This window comes from uncultured Nostoc sp. (assembly GCF_964245575.1).
Lineage (GTDB): Bacteria > Cyanobacteriota > Cyanobacteriia > Cyanobacteriales > Nostocaceae > Nostoc.
In genome coordinates this window covers 1-17762 of the sequence record NZ_CAXTNP010000069.1, presented here as the reverse complement: position 1 = coordinate 17762, position 17762 = coordinate 1, and the positions used below count along the sequence as shown (strand labels likewise).

The 17762-nt window shown below is 42.3% G+C and carries 18 protein-coding genes and 1 pseudogene; 3 read left to right on the top strand and 16 right to left on the bottom strand.

What is annotated here, in order from left to right:
- Positions 1–28: 28 nt before the first annotated feature.
- The 12 genes from ACFFAP_RS13340 to ACFFAP_RS13285 form a co-directional block, all read right to left on the bottom strand.
- Positions 29–1135: a hypothetical protein gene (locus ACFFAP_RS13340; RefSeq protein WP_375511672.1), complete on the bottom strand. Its 1107-nt coding sequence runs from the start codon at positions 1133–1135 to the stop codon at positions 29–31.
- Positions 1136–1152: 17 nt separating this feature from the next.
- Positions 1153–1971 (bottom strand): squalene/phytoene synthase family protein, encoded by an 819-nt coding sequence (locus ACFFAP_RS13335; RefSeq protein ID WP_375511671.1) that lies wholly within the window; start codon positions 1969–1971, stop codon positions 1153–1155.
- 105 nt (positions 1972–2076) lie between these two features.
- Positions 2077–2670, bottom strand: a complete 594-nt coding sequence (locus ACFFAP_RS13330) for a sulfotransferase (protein WP_375511670.1) — start codon at positions 2668–2670, stop codon at positions 2077–2079.
- Positions 2671–2829: 159 nt separating this feature from the next.
- Positions 2830–3756: an SDR family NAD(P)-dependent oxidoreductase gene (locus ACFFAP_RS13325; RefSeq protein ID WP_375511669.1), complete on the bottom strand. Its 927-nt coding sequence runs from the start codon at positions 3754–3756 to the stop codon at positions 2830–2832.
- 57 nt (positions 3757–3813) lie between these two features.
- Positions 3814–4812, bottom strand: a complete 999-nt coding sequence (locus ACFFAP_RS13320; protein ID WP_375511668.1) for a Rieske 2Fe-2S domain-containing protein — start codon at positions 4810–4812, stop codon at positions 3814–3816.
- A gap of 27 nt (positions 4813–4839) precedes the next feature.
- Positions 4840–5856 carry a Rieske 2Fe-2S domain-containing protein gene (locus ACFFAP_RS13315; RefSeq protein WP_375511667.1) on the bottom strand — a complete coding sequence of 339 codons (1017 nt, stop codon included), beginning with the start codon at positions 5854–5856 and terminating at the stop codon, positions 4840–4842.
- Between the two features lie 2 nt (positions 5857–5858).
- On the bottom strand, positions 5859–6881 hold the full coding sequence (locus ACFFAP_RS13310) for a Rieske 2Fe-2S domain-containing protein (RefSeq protein WP_375511666.1): 1023 nt from the start codon (positions 6879–6881) through the stop codon (positions 5859–5861).
- Between the two features lie 31 nt (positions 6882–6912).
- On the bottom strand, positions 6913–8199 hold the full coding sequence (locus tag ACFFAP_RS13305) for a glycosyltransferase (RefSeq protein ID WP_375511665.1): 1287 nt from the start codon (positions 8197–8199) through the stop codon (positions 6913–6915).
- Between the two features lie 11 nt (positions 8200–8210).
- Entirely contained in the window at positions 8211–9212 is a 1002-nt protein-coding gene (locus ACFFAP_RS13300; protein WP_375511664.1) for a Rieske 2Fe-2S domain-containing protein, read from the bottom strand.
- 71 nt (positions 9213–9283) lie between these two features.
- The gene (locus tag ACFFAP_RS13295; RefSeq protein ID WP_375511663.1) at positions 9284–9793 is read right to left on the bottom strand and encodes an EF-hand domain-containing protein; all 510 of its coding nucleotides are present in this window, start codon (positions 9791–9793) and stop codon (positions 9284–9286) included.
- A 795-nt stretch (positions 9794–10588) separates the two neighbouring features.
- Positions 10589–11440, bottom strand: a complete 852-nt coding sequence (locus ACFFAP_RS13290; protein ID WP_375511681.1) for a transposase — start codon at positions 11438–11440, stop codon at positions 10589–10591.
- 273 nt (positions 11441–11713) lie between these two features.
- The gene (locus ACFFAP_RS13285) at positions 11714–11956 is read right to left on the bottom strand and encodes a hypothetical protein (RefSeq protein ID WP_375511662.1); all 243 of its coding nucleotides are present in this window, start codon (positions 11954–11956) and stop codon (positions 11714–11716) included.
- 294 nt (positions 11957–12250) lie between these two features.
- Between ACFFAP_RS13285 and ACFFAP_RS13280 the strand changes: the two genes are divergently transcribed.
- Positions 12251–12499 carry a hypothetical protein gene (locus tag ACFFAP_RS13280; protein WP_375511661.1) on the top strand — a complete coding sequence of 83 codons (249 nt, stop codon included), beginning with the start codon at positions 12251–12253 and terminating at the stop codon, positions 12497–12499.
- Between the two features lie 130 nt (positions 12500–12629).
- On the opposite strand, the pseudogene ACFFAP_RS13275 reads toward ACFFAP_RS13280, so the two are convergent.
- Positions 12630–12847, bottom strand: a pseudogene (locus ACFFAP_RS13275) (HU family DNA-binding protein); the annotation flags it as partial.
- A 263-nt stretch (positions 12848–13110) separates the two neighbouring features.
- Positions 13111–13602, bottom strand: coding sequence for a hypothetical protein (locus ACFFAP_RS13270; RefSeq protein ID WP_375511660.1), 492 nt, complete (start codon positions 13600–13602; stop codon positions 13111–13113).
- A gap of 770 nt (positions 13603–14372) precedes the next feature.
- On the opposite strand from ACFFAP_RS13270, the gene ACFFAP_RS13265 reads away from it, so the two are divergent.
- Positions 14373–14909, top strand: coding sequence for a hypothetical protein (locus tag ACFFAP_RS13265; protein ID WP_375511659.1), 537 nt, complete (start codon positions 14373–14375; stop codon positions 14907–14909).
- A gap of 201 nt (positions 14910–15110) precedes the next feature.
- On the opposite strand, the gene ACFFAP_RS13260 is transcribed toward ACFFAP_RS13265, so the two are convergent.
- Both ACFFAP_RS13260 and ACFFAP_RS13255 read right to left on the bottom strand, forming a co-directional pair.
- Positions 15111–15548: a cupin domain-containing protein gene (locus ACFFAP_RS13260; RefSeq protein ID WP_375511658.1), complete on the bottom strand. Its 438-nt coding sequence runs from the start codon at positions 15546–15548 to the stop codon at positions 15111–15113.
- A gap of 298 nt (positions 15549–15846) precedes the next feature.
- On the bottom strand, positions 15847–16464 hold the full coding sequence (locus tag ACFFAP_RS13255) for an isochorismatase family protein (RefSeq protein WP_375511657.1): 618 nt from the start codon (positions 16462–16464) through the stop codon (positions 15847–15849).
- 227 nt (positions 16465–16691) lie between these two features.
- Here ACFFAP_RS13255 and ACFFAP_RS13250 point away from each other — a divergent pair, with 227 nt between their 5' ends.
- Entirely contained in the window at positions 16692–17060 is a 369-nt protein-coding gene (locus tag ACFFAP_RS13250) for a winged helix-turn-helix transcriptional regulator (protein ID WP_375511656.1), read from the top strand.
- Positions 17061–17762: the final 702 nt, after the last annotated feature.

The window sequence follows — 17762 nt, the reverse complement described above, 5'->3', positions numbered from 1 at the left end:
GCGATACTTTTACACTTCCCAATTGCTTTTAATACATAAAAGGCAACATTCGGAATCGCACTTTAGCGCAGTAAGCGTCCCAGAGATTGCCGTACTTGGCTTGGCAACGCTGCTCATCACGCCATGCCCGATGAGGCAATAATACGCACAGCCATAAAGGCAGTAAGTAAGGAATAATTGAGTCAAAGCCTGTGGTTAATGCCAACGCCAAATATACGCAAATTTCACCGCTATAGTTCAGCTTGCGACCAACACCCCACCAACCAGATATCAACAGCTTTCCTTCTAAAGCTTGGGCTGGTTGACCCCAAATTGTTACTTTTGGGTTTTTCTTAAAGCGGTGCTTCTGGGCATTGGCATCACGAAATATTGTCAAACCTACTAGATAAAGTAAGCTAATAGCAACTACAGATGATACTGACATTGGTGCGATCGCATCCACCAAATACCAGCCAATAATGCTGTAGAAAAATGGTACTAAAACTAGATCGCCCCACACCAGCATAAACCCAAATTTCTCAGCAATAATGTCCCAAGTGGAAAGCATGAATTCCTCATAGTAATAGTGAGTCGCAAGATACAACCACCAAAACACTTGGAACATCCACATTTGCAAGGTAATTTCACTGTACTTTTCATATTGTACGTAGGCAAAAGAAGCGTTTAGCAGTCCTAAACCAATGAGAGAAGGTTGGTAGGCAAACATTTTTAAATTCACACCCAACCAAGTTGGGTTAAGTTCTACCCCAAACCACAAATCACTGAAGATTTTGACTAATGATTGCTGTTGAATATCTCCACCCTTTATTCCTCGTCGCTTGACATATAAAATACCAGTAAGTGTGAAAGCAAATAAGTTGGCGACGATGAACAAAGACCAAAAATAGTTGGAGAGGGACGCTAGGGAGAAGTGAAATAACAAGGTAAACGCCACTACACTAAAAGTAGTGATCATAAATAATAGCAATCCGTTGAGTTTATATGATTTGCGTGTGTTGTTTGGTTGCAGACAGCTTGCATATACTTTTCCTGGTAGGAAGATTGTACCAAGAAACATAGCAGCCATGAAGCTTACAAACATCAGTGATGCGTAGCCTAAGCTCGCTGGAGTCATCGAATTTAGAAGATGATTCATGCCTTTGAGTATTGCCTTTACTTTCTGCCACTGACTTGTGCAATCAGACTCATAACCGCATTGCGGTTAAGTTTTGGTTCTCCAAGAACCAAAACGTCTAATGTGGCATGAGCTAATGCCAAGGGAATTCGACAAAAATCTAAAGCCGGACCTTTAGGGAGAGCATTGGTATATGCATCAGCTAGGGAGAGATTACGACGTGCGTATATGTGCATATTCTCTTTAGTCCAGCCATTAGGCAAGAAATCTACTCCCCGTATCATGTCTTCACCGCAGTTGCGGAGAATGTTCACAGCTTGCAAGCCGCGACCAAACCCAATTGCCTGGGAACGGTTCGTTGATGTGCCATCATACCAAGCCCACAAGTCTGATAGCAGTAATCCGACTGCACCCGCTACGCTAAATGTATAACAATCTAAATCAGCCTCTGTATCAATTTTCCAGCCTACAAGCGCCCAGTGAGCCATCCGGTCTGCCATTGCTGCGGTTGTATCCCAAATACGAGGGGCAATAGTTTCCGGTGCAAGTTTTGCCCATTCACCAATACGAATTGTTACCTCTGGTAGTGGATAAGAATGGTTAGTTAATAACATCAAGAAGTCAGCAACAGCAGTTCCTTCTACCATTGATTGCAGTTTTAAGCTAATCGTTTTTAAAAGTTGGGCTTTAGTAAGATTATCCAAGTTGGGATGATCTTCAATTTCATCAATGGCACGCATACATAAGTATGCAGAAGCAACTGCATCCTGAAGACCATCAGGTAAACGACTAATTGGGATGTAAAAAGTACGGCTAGTCTCTTCCAAGACTTTTAGAGCATCTTTACACAAGTTCATTCAAATCCTCTTGTCAATTTTAAGTAGTTGTCATTAACTGCAAAACACCACACGTGTGAAAATTATTACTTTGCTTATGCACTCTAACTGCTATTTAAGTGCTACTTAACCCGGTCTGTTACGGGTCTTGTCGTCGAAAAATGCAATTTGATCAAAAGTATTAACTTTGGGAAATTCAATTAATCGATGAAATTCTAAGAAATTAATAAGTTTTGTAAACGGTTGGGTTCGAGCATCTGTTATATCGATGGTGAGCAAGTCCGAAGTTCTATTTTCAAAATAGGTCATAACTCTTTCTTCATGCTTTTGGTACGCTCTTATCAACTCCTCACTAGTCATGTTTGCTATTTCTGTATTAGGGCGGTCATAGAGATTCAAGTGACCTTCAGAGATCCATTCTCTAAACTCACTACTCAACTGAAGAGGCCACATTTTCACAATATCTAGATTCATAAACTTCAAAAAAGATTCTACCCAGTCATCAAGGTTGCGTGTAGTGTAGATAAACTTGGAATTAGGATAGCGCTTGTCTAACTCTTCAAATCTGGCACTAACTGGAGTATCAGTAGAAAATACGTGCTTGTCAATCTCTTGCCAAGAATACGGTAGATGAATTGATTTTATGCCTAAATTTTTCATGGCTAAACAGCAACTGCTTGTACCAGTTCTGGATAAGCCGATACCAAAAATTTTACTCATTGTAAAACCCTAAACGAAGTAAAAAGTTCTTTGACAACAAATTTCCCGTAAATTCATAACGTCCGAATTAGGCTTTTCAGATCCAACTTTTTTGAGCTATTTGGTGCAAAATATCGGGTTCAAATAGATAACGCATAATCAGTCGCTGTATTTTATCTCTCAGGAGAATGTACCCTTAGCCGATCGGTGCTGCCAATCTTCTGCCACCAGATTAATGCCGTAAAGCTGTTGGCGGAATCTGTCTGTAACTTTGGTGGGCAATACCCTAAGCATTAAAGCCAGTATCAACTTATTAATTGCTGTGGCTGCGACGTAACGAGGTTTAGGATAGCGATCGCTTAAAGCTTGTTGGATGACTTTCGCCACTTGTTCAGCACTCCAAGCGTGCTGTTTTATTTGCTGGGCTAATTTGGAAACTTGTTGTGCGGCGGCATTGTAATCCGTGTTTTGGGAATTGGATAGAAGTTCGATCAAAGCTTTTGGCCCCACTTCTAGGGCGTTGGTGAGTACAGCACCCGGTTCTATAACAATGACTTGAATGTTGAAAGGGGCGAGTTCCATCCGCAGGGCATCACTGAGTCCTTCTAAAGCAAATTTTGAGGCTCCATATACGCCCTCAAAAGGAAAAGCAATCCGCCCTGCAATACTCGTAATATTGATAATTCGCCCTCCGCCAGAGCAGCGCATTACTGGTGTTAAAGCCTGAATTAAAGCGATCGCAGCGAACAAGTTAACCCGGAAATGCTGTTCGACAGCGTTGAGGGAGACTGATTCTACTGGTCCGCTTTGGCTATAACCTGCATTGTTGATCAGGGCGTTAACCTGACCAAATTTGTCGAGCGCTACTTTAGGCAAGGCTTCAAGCTGTTCGGGGTTAGTTAAATTGGCAGGGATGGCAACAACTTCGGCACCTGCTTGGCGGCAAGACAGGGCAGATTGTTCTAGTGGTTCTTGCTGGCAATCTGTCAGAACTAATCGGATGCCGGGGTATTGTTGGGCTAATTGGTGGGCGATCGCACTCCCAATCCCGCCCGCAGCCCCTGTAATTAAAACGACTTGTTCAGCCAATGGTAGATAATCAGGCATAATCAGTAATCATTTAAAAGCTGACTTTTTTTAGCTAAATTTTGAGCTATAAGTTTGCTACTGCTGAACAAAAACTTTGGTTTTAGCAGGTACTTCTGAGTAAAACTGACTAGCCCACCGCCGATATTTCAGAATTTGGCCATCGCCTTCGCAGAGAATAGGATCGGGACGGTAAAGCTTTTTCTCCAAAATTACAATGTCTTTCTCAGCCTCCTTTTTTAAGTCCTTAAGCATCAGTGTTGTGAAAGCAAAAGTCGCGGCTTTATTAAACAGCTTCTTCACACTGCTAACCAGATGAACTTCCACAGACTCTTCATCAATTGGCGTATATAAAAACAGAAGGACAAAGCGAAGTTCGGTTATTGCCTTTGTGTAGTATTTTTGTAAACTGTAGCCCAAACCATAGAGATTCACCGAGTATTGAGTTTTTATTTGAGTGTTAAATAGCCTAGTAGTAAAAGCCCTCTGAGTACAGAAATCTTGTCTCCAAACTGGCCCGTCTACATCAGGAAGATCGCTCTTGACCGAATCATCTAAATGTACTGTTGGTATGTGAGCGATGTCTGCAATTTGCTCGCCTAACTCCTGAATGTGCGATCGCAGCTTCCACTGATAAGTAAGGCGAAATGGCATCCATTCAGCAGAAGTGTATTCCGGAATATCTGGTATCTCCCAACTAGGTGCTTCTCCCCAAGCGTGGTAATACACAAAAATTAAGCCGTTGATTTCACGCACTGGCCAAGTTCGGAGCTGCGCTAGTGATGGTATTTTATTCGCATAGGGAATATCAGTACAATGTCCCTTGCTGTTGAAGCACCAGCCGTGAAATGGACATTGGATCGTTTCGCCCTTGACTTTCCCCCCATAACCGAGATGCGCCCCCAAGTGGGGGCAGTGGGCATCCAAAACGCAAGCAGTCCCATCTTCTGTACGAAAGATTACCAAGTCTTTGCCGAAATAGCGTAGTGGCACGACTTTTTTTAAAGTCAGTTCGTGACTGTAGGCAATACGGAACCAGCCACTGGGGAAAGGTGTAAAGGGGAAGCGCGATTTCATATTTGGGTTTTGCGATCGCTCGCGTTGTTAATGCTGGACGGGAATTTTGATTGTTTCAGGAATCTCTAAGAAGAATTGGCTCGCCCAGCGCCGATATTCTACGAGCGGTTTTTCGCTGTCACAAAGTAGGGGATTGCTGAAGTAAATTTTGTTTTCTAAAATCGGAATGTCCTGCGACAACGACTTTACTGCCTCTTTGCCATAGATGGCTGCAAAAGCGTGAGTAATGGCTTTATTAAATATCTCTTTCACGCTGATAACCAACTGAACGTCTAGATATTCTTCGTCAATTGGTGTTAGTAAAAACACGATTAGAATCCTCATCTCTAACCACGATTTCACCCTGACGCGGCTGATTTGGCAACCCAAACCGTGAGAAGTGATTTCCAGCGCCCCATCCACTTCTTTTCCAAAAAAACCGACAATGGGAGGCAGTCTGTATTTCGCAGATAGATAGTGGATGTGAGTTGAATCGTTGGCTTCTTGACCATCACTTTTAAGAGCGGCGATGATTTGACTATGCAAGAATGGCAGGTGAGCCATATCCATGCCGTTCTCCGCTAGTTCGCGTATATGAGTGCGAAGCTTCCAGTTGCGAACTGGTTGGAACGGAATCCACTCTTGAGAATTGTATTCGGGCAGTTCAGGAATTTGCCAGTCGGGGAATTCACCGTGTCCTTGAGCATGATAATACACCATAATCCACCCGTTAACTTCGCGCACCAACCAATTTTGCAATCGGGCTTTGGGAGGTATTTTACTGGCATAGGGAATATCAGTGCAGTGTCCTTTATTGTCGAAACACCAGCCGTGAAACGGACATTGGATCGTTTCGCCCTTAAGTTTTCCCCCATAACCCAAGTGCGCTCCTAAATGGGGGCAGTGGGCATCCAGAACGCAGGCAGTCCCGTCTTCTGTACGGAAAAGTACCAAGTCTTTACCGAAGTAGTGTAGCGGTTTAACTTGACCCGCACACAGTTTATGGCTATATGCGACAAAGAACCAACCACTAGGGAAAGACGTAAATGGGAAGCGCGATTTCATCTTTATAATTGTTGATGAATAGGAATTTTGGTGGTTGTAGCAGACATTTCTGGGTAGAACTGGCTAGCCCAACGTCGATATTGCATAATCTCTCCGTCACCCTCGCATAAAAGAGGACAAGAGTGGTAAAGCTTGTTTTCTATAATCGGTAAGTCTAGGTCAACCTGTTTCTTCATTTGCTGATTTATAAATTTAGCGAAAGCCGAGGTGATAGCTTGATTGAACAATCGCTTAACGATCGCAACCTGGCGAATGTCTACATACTCTTCGTCAATCGGCGTAAATGAAAACAAGACGAAGAAATCAACCTGATCTCTTGAACTGCTGTAAAATCTTTGTAGTAGAAAGCCCAAACCATAGAAAATTGTCTCCACATTATATATTTCTGATTGGTTCAATAATTTGCCAACAAAAGACTTTTTGGTTTTGGTCTTTATAAGATCGCACCGAATTGGACCGTCCACATATACAGATTCAGCCTTGGCGAAAACATTATTAGGATCGTGTATAACCGGAAGGTGACGGAAGTCCACAATTTGCTCACCTAGCTCTTGGATATGCGTCCGTAGCTTGGATTGAGCAACATAGCGGTAAAAAGGCACCCATTCCGTAGAATTGCACTCTGGCAGTTCTGGCATCTCCCAAGTTGGGGGTTCTTTGCGATCGTGGTAGTACACTAGAATCAAGCCATTAATTTCCCGCACGAACCAAGTGTGTATCTGAGCTTTCGGAGGGATCTTACTGGCATAGGGAATATCAATACACTGTCCATCGCCGTTAAAGCACCAGCCGTGAAACGGACATTGAATCGTTTCACCTTGAACTTTACCCCCATAACCCAAGTGCGCTCCTAAATGGGGGCAATGGGCATCGAAGACGTGAGGAGTGCCGTCTTCTGCACGGAATAACACTAGGTCTTTGCCAAAGTAGTGGAGCGGTTTGACTCCTTTTAGAGGCAGTTCGTGGCTGTAGGCAACTTGGAACCAGCCATTGGGGAAAGATGTAAATGGAAAGCGCGATTTCATCTGTTTTCCTCTGCTGATTTTCAACTTTGTCTTAGATGCTGGCCAATTCAGGTTTGAATACCTGGGGCAAATACTGGTGAAATACCTCAACCGCTTTTGCTACCCCATCTTCAGCTTGAATTTGCAGCCCCAGTGCGCGAGCGCGAGCTTTCATCGTCTCGTCACTAATTGCACTCTGGATGGCAGCAGCTAATCGCTCGGCGGAAAGCTCTTTTAGGGGAATGGGAGCAGGCCCGACACCTAAGTGTGCGACTCGATGACCCCAGCTAGGTTGATCTGCAAAGAAAGGCACTAAAATCGACGGAACCCCAGATCGCAATCCGGCTCCTGTGGTACCTGCACCACCGTGATGGACAATAGCAGCAACCTGAGGAAACAACCAGTCGTGAGGAATTGAATCAATTTTAAAGATACTATCCGGCAAGTCAGCATTACTCAGTCCACCCCACCCCGTCAGTAGAATCCCCCTCTGCCCAGACAGCGCCAGTGCTTTTACCACCAAAGATGCTAGTGCTTGCGGATCGTCAGAAAACATACTGCCGAAGCCCACATAAACCGGAGGCGGTCCATTTGCGAGGAAATCAACCAGATCCACAGGAGGCTGCCAATCGCTAGATATGTCTATAAACCAGTAGCCTGTTATATGGTTCAAATCGCTCCAATCCGCCGGTTTGGGAATGACAGACGGGCTGTAATGGCAGAGAATGGGTAATCGATTTCTACTGAGTGCTGCCCCACCAAACCGGGGCAAGGTAGGTAAACCAAGAGTGTGAACGCGCCACTGGTTAATCGCTGGTCGAATAAGTTGCCAGAAAATCTCTTCTACAAGGGTGTAGGTCAGCTGATTATAGATGCCTCCTAGTCTTAGCCCTTGAGGTGAAATAAAAATGGGAAATTCTCGCGTCGGGCTGAGAGGGTGAGCATCGGCAAGATAGCAAGGCACACCTAGCTTTTCAGCAATATGCACGCCTCCAAAATGCCAGACAGAGCAGATAATCGCTTCGGTTCCCTGACAAATACTCCAAGATTCAGCCAGGAAACGCTCTATGAGAGGACGAAAGCGTTTAGTCCACTCTATAGATATGGCAATCGGGTTCTGTCCCGACTTCAAGTGAGCCTGTCCTTGCTCGCGTGCCATAAACTTGTGAGGATCGTAGCATAATGAAGCAAAGTTAAGCCCATAACTGCGAATGAATGACTCAAACATGGCGGGGGCGGCTAGCTGTACAGTGTGACCTGCCTGTTGCAGTCCAAGTCCGAGGGCAACAAAGGGCTGGACATCGCCCCTTGTACCAATCGTCAGAATTGTTATACGCATATTTATATCTCTCAAATCTCTCTAGCAGGCAAATCGGTGTAGAACTGACTGGACCAGCGCCGATACTGAGAGATCGGTCCATCACCATCACAAAATAGTGGATGAGTAGGCATTAACTTATGTTCTAATGTGTTGAGATCCTCCTCAAAAGCCTTTGTCCCCTTAGTAATGCCGATTTTCCTCAGACCGCGAGTTATAGTTTCATTAAAAACCGTCTTCATTTTCACACAGATGCGAGCGTCAACATATTCCTCGTCAATCGGTGTCCAAGTAAAAAGGGTTATGGTTTCAACTTCAGTCACAACTTTGTCGCAGGAACGAAAAACATGATAGCCCAACCCGTAGGACTCTACTTTCCAGAAACCAGCAACTATAAAACCCAATGTCTTCGCAACTGGGAGGAGATGATTGTACTCTGGGCACATCCGGTGAATAAAAACCTGACGATTGACTTCTACCGTGCTGCTTTTAACCGCTTGGAATGTGTCTGGATGCAAAATACCGAAGTGGGCAGTATCTACAACTGTTACTTCACTTAAATCTTGGATTGAAGCACGGGTTTTCCACTGGAATACTCGACTCCAAGGAGTCCATTGCTCAGAGGTGTATTCCGGTAACTCTGGTATCTCCCAAGTAGATGGTTCTCCGACTGCGTGATAGTACACCATAATTAGCCCGTTGACTTCGCGCACCAACCAACTTCGCATTTTAGCTAATGGTGGTATTTTGCGGGCATAGGGAAGCTCGGTGCAGTGTCCGTTGGTATCGAAACACCAGCCGTGAAACGGACACTGGATGTTTCCCCCTTTTACTTTTCCCCCATAACCCAAATGCGCTCCTAAATGCGGGCAGTGGGCATCCAGAAGGTGGGCAGTCCCGTTTTCTGTGCGGAAAAGTATTAAGTCTTGACCGAAATAGCGGAGTGGCATCACCCCTCCATTCGGCAGAGAGTGGCTTTCGGCAACACGAAACCAGCCACTAGGGAAAGATGTAAATGATCGATGTGGTTTCATTTTCAATCTACCCCCCGCCAAACTATAGGGTATGCGAGGGGTTAATGATTATTTAAAAATGCCAGAAATGACTAGCCTAGCTTTGTAAAGAACCAATCCTGCGTCTTCAGATGTTCTTCTTTGGTAATCGAACCATCGCGATCGCCATCAACCTCGTCAAACATCTTTCGAGCTGTGGCTTCATCGAGTCCGTAAATCTTGTTGACTTTTTTATACTCTTCAAAAGAGACAGTTCCGCTACCGTCCACATCCATCACGTCAAAAATAGCAGCAGCTGTTTCTTTGACTAATTTTTCAAAAGTTCCCGACTCACTTACTGCTTTCTCAGCCCAGGTTAACCATTCTTCCTGAGTTACTTCACCATCATCATTTGTGTCAGCAGCTTTCTTCAAACTATTCCATTGGTTCGTGTAGCAGGACTGCACGCGATCGTATTCTGGCGTTCCCGGCTTCCGATTTCCAACAGATGCTACGGCTTGAACTTTTTCTTCAAAGTCATCTTTAGTGACAACGCCACTTCCGTCGCTATCTAGGAGTTTGAACATTCTGTTTAATTCGTCTCTTTGCGCTTGTGTGACCATGTATTACTCCATGTTTAAAGTATCTTCACTAGGAAATTGTTTGAAAAGTATAAAAGTACTGTGCAGAACACAGATTGAATAAGGAAACGTATCTTATTAGATACTCGAAAAACTTTGATTTTTATTTTTACATCTCCTCATCTTGGGCTGTTTCGGCAAAAGTTATATTACCTCTCTTTTGGCAAACGTATTGGATTAGTACAACAAGTACTTTATAAACGAAAATTACCGAAGTAACTTCCGTACTTATACGGAAAATTCGGTTTACACGAGCAAAAAAATTCAATATAAACCGTAATTAGTAGGGATTTTAACGGAAATTATTTGGTAACTAAGCTGCTATAAAACTCCTATTTGATTTTTGAACAAGACCAAGAGATAATACGGCTATAAATTTAAGTATAATAAAAAACAATAATAAGACAGTATTTACTGCTACACTCGCAGTGCAAGTATCGCGGCAATATTCAAGAGAAGGAACTGCACTTGATGCGATCATCTCAATTATGAGAATTTTATACTGTCCATTTATCTGCTTAGAGGTTGTTTGAAAAGTCAAAGCCAGTAAAAAATTATGCAAGTCGTCTGACTATAAGCTGAATCATAGCCTGAATATAAAGGGGTAATCAGCAGCGAGAATACCTTGCAGCAATTACGCTGCATCCTACCCGGCTTGAGAGATTTCCGTGTCTCACCTCACCTACATGGAAAATCGACGTATCCATGACTCTCAAATCGTTTTTATTCGTTCCCTCAGATGAGAATGGCACTAAGAAAAGCCAAAACACTTGTGGTTTAAGCGGTTTGCAATTGCTTTTGTAATTCGTGCCGAGGTTTCGTCATTAAAGGGTAAGCTTCTGGGCGACGTTTACGGACTCGTGTCTCACTTCTGCCAGGGCGATCGCTCACAGCCTTGTGAGCAATAACTTTAAGTAAAGTCCAATAAATTTGAAGACGTTTTGTTGAAGTTGCAGCTAACAATTTGGGAATAAAGTTATTTAAATGATGGCGAGTACCTTGCAGTGATAGGCGTAACGGAGGAGTACCGTAAGTAGTACCTGCTGACCACATCAAACTACGAAGTAAATTGTAGGCAAGCAAATAAACGTAAATTTCTTTGCGTACCATCGAGGGGGTTTTACAGCGCAAAACATCCATCCCCAAAGTAGTTTTAAGATGTCTTAAATCTAGTTCAACGTCCCAGCGTTTCCCATAAATCTCAACAATTTCGAGGGTAGGATAAGTTGTTGTATCTAAAAGAGTGGTGATTAAACTGACTCGCCCTGTGCGAAAGCCAAGAATAACAATGTAGTAGTAAATTTCTCGTACAATTATAGAAGGAGGTAAAGCATCAAATTCATCCTTGCTCAACCCTTTTGGGCATTTTTTAGGTTTATACCAAGTAACAAGCTTGTCACAATCCCCAACAATTTTACCTTTTCGCATGGTTGTTGTTCGATAGTGGTGCTTCCGAAATACAGCATCACAATCAAGTTTTTTAATAGCAATCATATCAGAGTAAGCGCAAAAAGCTCTATCCCCTAAAAGCAGCTCATTGGGTTTGAGAAAACTGTACATTTTTCTCGCTAATTTAATATTATGAGTCTTCAGGACATCAATGCACAAAGCAACAGCACCTCCCGTCAACAAACTGAATATCGCACCAATCTTGGCAATTGGGAAACCACATCCTCCTTTTTGACTACTAGGTTGAGGATAAACTTTGCTGGTTCTCTATGGTGTCTGGCATGGAAACAGTTGAACCGTCTATTACTAAGACATTGCGACCACACCACAAATGTTCTTTTGTCACTTTCTCTTCTAGATTTCGTGCTGAGGAATTGAAAATTTTCTCTAATAATTTCTCTGGGAGCCTTGCTCTCGCGTGTCTTTATCCACTAGTATCCGTTGAGGGAACTTCTACTCTGATTCTGCTAGATGTGCAATTATTTTACTCACAGCATTATGGCAAGTTTTGTCGGTATCGAGAACCTGAGATAGAAATGCCCACAATGTTACAAACGGATCAAATAACCGCTTTTTGTATTTAATCTTTAATTCGGAAATTGCTTGTCTTATTACAGACTCTGGCAATAGTTCTTTGAAAGGTAAACCTAAACTTTGATTAAATTTATCCTTGAGGATTTGTACTCTTAGTGTCACAGTAGTAGTAATTTTGATTTTGGCTTATTCGTCTCAAAAATAGTATTTCACGGACGAGTAAGCTTTTTCTACCTCCAAAAACTTTTGGACAACTGTACATCATTCCTCCATTAGCGATCGCCTGCCTATGCCATTACTGCTCGTCCGGCATTTCAAGCTATAGCTCTTATTCCACATAGCTTAGAGCTTTTCTTAGTGCCATTCCTTCCAGAGTGCGATTGCTGTCTCTTATACTCACATAATCCTCACCTTGTCTGTACCGTCCATCCTAATGGATCAGTTGCTGACAGCTGCTTGGACTTTCGACTTGACCCCAACGCCGAACCAGTAGAACTATGGAAACCAGAAGGAGCCACTTATTACAACGGCGAGTTAATTGTGCAACCACAACAGAGGTGGACACAACAGCAAAAACTGGAGTTACTTGATTGGCATCCGATGTTTACTGGTAGATGTCCACAGTGTAGTAGTGAATTTGACCGGGGCTACACTTCAAGGGTGCATTGGGATTGTAAGTGCGGATGGATGGATGATTCAATTTAGAGCGTTCGCTCTTTCTTACTTCCTTGCGCTTAATGCCTGCTGACTTAATTGCATCACAATATTTTGGGGTAATGGGTCTATGACTGCATCAGTAGGCAGTGATTGGATTGCTAATGGTAAAGCAATTCATCTATGGCGCTACTTTTTCTTTGAACTGCAACAAGCAGAGAATGCAGGCACAATGGTCGCCGGAATTGTCATTGGCTGATTGGTTTTGGGATTACGTCCTGAGCGTTAGTAGCGATGCCTACGGCGGCAAGCTACGCGTCGCTCGAATGACCCAAAACCAATCAGCGTTACCTTATCCCCATTGGCTACAGCTTCGGTGTTTAGCCTGAGCGTAGCCGTTCGCGGTAGCGTCTCCGAAGGAGAAGGGCAGCCTCGTAAAGCCTGCGGCATAGCTACGCTTAGGGCGCAGCCGTAAAGCCTACGGCATAGCTACGCTTAGGGCGCAGCCTCTCGAAGAGAAGCAAGTCGAGATGCTCAGTATAAGTATGCTCAGTACAAGGGGAGCAATTACGTTTTGTAACAGGGATTTAACCCTGACACGAAACAGAGGTGCCTTTAAAAGCAAGGGACTTAAACCCTCAAAGTTAGTTAAACAAGAGTCTTTACTTAGGCGCACGAAAGCCAGCTTTCTCTGCTGTTGCTTCATCTTTAAAGCAGATATCCGGCTTGGTCTGATCATAATTGCGTGATTTGGCAACATGGTATATGTTGCCTCGATTCCTTGTTATTTTACCCTTAACAGGTGCCTGACTCGGACAAGTAGTTTCTCCTTGAGGTTTAACCCCTAGCTTTTCTGCTCCTGTTAAAACAGCCGTTTTATTTGCAGGCGATGGTCGCTTTTTGGCGGTTGATATCGCAGTATTACCAGAAGTTGGAGTTTGCTCAATTGCACTTGGAGTTGACGATGTACTGCTAGCAGATTCTTCAGCCTTTGGAGGAGTTGATGTCGCAGCATTGCCAGAACTTGGAGTTTGCTCAATTGCACTTGGAGTTGGCGATGTACTGCTAGCAGACTCTTCAGGCTTTTTACTACAACTAGCAAGCATTACTATCGCTAATAGTATTAATCCTATGTTCAATAGACGAGGTTTCATTTCAGTGTTCATTAAAATAAGTTTTTTAAAGGTTGATACATTAAGTTGACATGACTGCACAATAAATGGAAATAAATTAGACAATACCTATAATTACAACTGAGGTAATAAACTGTGGCATTGTTTATTCAGAAAATATTTCTGATAACCCATAATATCTGAAATTTTCTAGCAATTAAAGGAAATTTTACTTAGGAATACTTAACTGACTATAAACAGCTAGTGCTGATCATCAAAATCAACTTAGATAGTCAGCTACATAAAAATCTTAAATATAAATGTGCAGTCCGATTTTATCAGGGTTTTATTACATTCTCTTGATAAAGTTATGACAAAGTTATGACAAAAGTGTGACTCGACTGATTGTACTGTGTGCGCCTGTTTTTGCTTTTTCAGGCAGACCAAAGCAGTTTTTTGTTATTGTTTGGATAATGTTTCCTGTCGCTCTCACCGATGCAACTTGTCTGAGTATGCATTCCTGAGCAGAGCGATCACAAACAATCTTCCTGCTACTCCCTGACGACAACCCACCTCTCCACGAGAGCAACGTGATTTTTTGTATATCAAGTTTGAATTCACCTGTTAGTAGAGATGCGATCGCTATTGTATGTTTTGAGAGGGCTTTGCAATGTATCTTTCTAGACTGTAATGGACTAAGGGTCGATCCGAGGTCAGTGTTAAACCAAGGTTTAATATTTTGTGACCGCAAGCAGCGAATTGATTAAGATGATTGAAAAGATAAGATTTATTAGCTTCAGGATTTCTGAATTATGAAACCTAACTTAGAAGATATCTCTGTGAGTTTTCCCCGCCGTCAAATTCTCAAAACTGCTCTCACCTTTGTAACTGGTTTAACTGCCACATCACTGGTATCTTTTTTTATACCCAAATCCACAAAGCCAGCACAAGCAATTGTTGTACAACGACCAAATGAGTTTGAACTTCAGGGCGAAGGTACTTATATTAAATATTCAATCCTGAATGGACTTCCACAGCTTGATTATAAAACTGAAAAGATTTCCCTTCATTTTAGTGGTGGTGAAATTCAGACATTAGCCACTGATATCGGTACACTGATCACGGTAATCATTAGCAAGCCACCAAACCCTGATTTTGGAGGAAATATAGTCAGACTCAGCTTCCTCTTACCTACTGTTAACCTACTTATCGGTAGTAAAGAAACTCCTGTTCAAACTCAAGCGATTCTAACTACTCAAGAAACAACAGGATTTATTAAGAGACCATTGTTTGGACAATTACAGTCATATCAGGGCTTTGTACTGAAAGGAACTGCTACATACCGCTAGATTCAGATATTAATTTCCTCTGAATCAGTTTTGGGACAAATCTCTGCTCATCCTTAACTTTAAACAGATTAACTTCCTTGCCTACTTAGGAAGAGGTTTAATTCTCAGTATTGAGCAGGCTCATGTCCCATTCATTGTGAAATTATCGAAAATATCACCTCATATCTAATTTTGTATTTTAACTAGCAAAAATAAGATAATTTACTTATTAACTGGGTCTAAGAAGGCTGTTCCTGGTTTTCTCAGCTGAAACAAGACCAGTGACGCAGGCTCTGTGGTACTAGTATTTCTCGCACGAACAACAAGATTAATTGGTTCGATAATTGCTTTCCCAGCAGGAACTATAATTGAAGGCTCTCCAGATTTAAAGTCTACTGAATAGGAACCGCTAATTGTATAAGCAAATACAGGTGAGGCATGTGTATGCCAAATACTTACCTCTCCTGGTGCGAGAGTTGCTGTCAGAATTTCGCTTTCTAAGACCGGAACCTTGGGTATGTCAAACGTCTTAACATTCAGAACAATAGTTGGTGCTGGTGTGAAGTGCTTTGTAGGAGTTTGCGCTAATGAGATTTCTCTGATTCCAACTACAAATGCAATCACAAGAAACAATCCAAATATGACTTGCTTAACTCTCATCTTTACTACCTGTATTGAATATTGATAGAGTATCCCATATTTGCTTGAGATAATTTTTTATCAAGGCAGATATTTCCGCTTTATCCCTGATCAAGTTAATATTTCCAACACGACTGCTATGAATCCACTAGCCCACACTAGAAGGGCGATCGCCTTCATCAAATTTTGCGCTCATTGTGATCAGCTTATAACCCAAAAGTTTTGGCTTTTTCCAACTCGTTTGTAACTAATATTTTTGGATTCGATGGGCTATTCTATCTGTTAGCTTCTGTCTAATTGTAGTAAGCTTAAACTAAGATCAATATAGAGTGCTAATGCTTTCAATGAACTCAGGAGGCAACACCTCACTAAACAATAATTCTTGTAACTCGATACCTTCTGTTCGGCTCCAATCCTTAACCAATTCAGCAATTATTGTGATCGTAGCAGTTAGGACAACTCCAGCATCATGCATCCGCTGCCGTGCTAAATCTTCCGAGAGATGGAATGGTGAACCAGAAGCATCCATCACTGCTTGAACATTATAGCCTTCACGGACTGCGCTAATTGCAGGAAAAACTAAGCAAACATCCGTAGTTATTCCAGCCATAATTAAATTAGTACGATTCGTATCTTTGACAGCTTGAACAAAGTTCTTATCGTCCCAAGCATTTACGATACCTGCACGTTTAACTCTCACCTCGTAAGCTTCTCTTAGCAATTCTGCTAGAGTAGTCATTAGCTTTCCTTGAAACCGATCCTCTTGGCTACTTGTCAAAACTACAGGTATCTTAAGCACCTTTGCCACTTTTGCCAGGGCAAGAGTATTTTTTTCTACCTCGCTCAGAGGTAAGTTTTTAATCAGCTTCATTGTGCCAACTTGATGATCAATCAGAAGCATAGCCGAGTTTTCTTGAGTAAAGTCAGAAAATTTCATTGCGCTGTTTTCCTGTATCGTTGTGATTAATGCAAACAGTTCAAATTATTAGGGAAAGCTGTATTAAATAGAGTCAGTAGTAACGATTTTGTCTGAGTAGATAGATTTATTAGTCTGCTACCTTTGACCATTGAGAACCGCTATAGATATCTCTAGACTTCATTATTAAACGAACTTCAGACATTGCACAAGTAGGAACATTTGTGTAAGTAGCATCCATTAAAAACATGGCTCAATCACCTAAAATCCTCAACTCACACCCTTATTTACGGCAGACACTTGAACTGGTTTGTGACAAATGGGTTACAGCAATCATTTACGTTCTATCCCAAGGTACGAAACGCTATGGTGAGTTACATAGAGAAATTGGAGGCGTTTCGCAACGAATGCTAACCCGTACTCTGCGTGATTTGGAGAGGGATGGTCTTGTGAAGCGCAAAGTCTATCCTACTAATCCTCCGACTGTAGAGTATTCCTTGACATCCTTGGGAGAAACGTTAGTTGAGCCACTTCGGCTACTGTGTCAGTGGTCAATAGCTCATTTTCATCAAGTAGAAAAGAACAGAGAAAGTAAAGACAATCATCTAGACAGATAAATTATCATTGTTCAATTCATCAAACACTTTCGGGAAATTTCACTGGGAAGCACTTTATAAGTTATGGCTCAAGGTGGTAAAAGAATTGTTGTTGGATGGTTGTGTCTATAACAAGAGTCCAGCAAGAGTTAATTTCTTTACCGCCTAAGAGACTTTCATCCTCAAACAGATATCTGGAATTGTCACCGTCTTTATTTTCACTTTGGGATTTGCATCTACATCTGTTGCTGCAACTCCCCGTTCAACTTGGGTGGAAAATGAAATTTACCAATACAACCATCCCTTTGCTTCTCAATTACCGCAAGAACTGGCAACGAAGATGCATTTGATGGCAGCTAGCCCCTTCGCCTTCTATCGAGGTAGGACTTACGCATTGTACATAAGTACTAATGAAGCGTTTTGGGTTCATTGTATAATACAGCCGAGAAAAAAATTTAAAAATATAGCTTCAATGAAGACTTTCAAACTTCCTTCTTTATTTCAAGTTGCTGCTTTATTAGGGAGATCCAATAAATAAATCAGCCCAGCCGTATTAAAAATATCTTGGCTCAACCCAAGGATCTAGGCGCTTTCGCCCTTCGGGGCGAAAGCGACGGCTGGGCTGATTTATTACTTGGAAAGGCCTTAGCAGCCAGCCTTAGTTCTGTGAACCTATCCCACTAATGCCAGATTGTGGTAATCTATTTTTGAGTTGATTTGGGT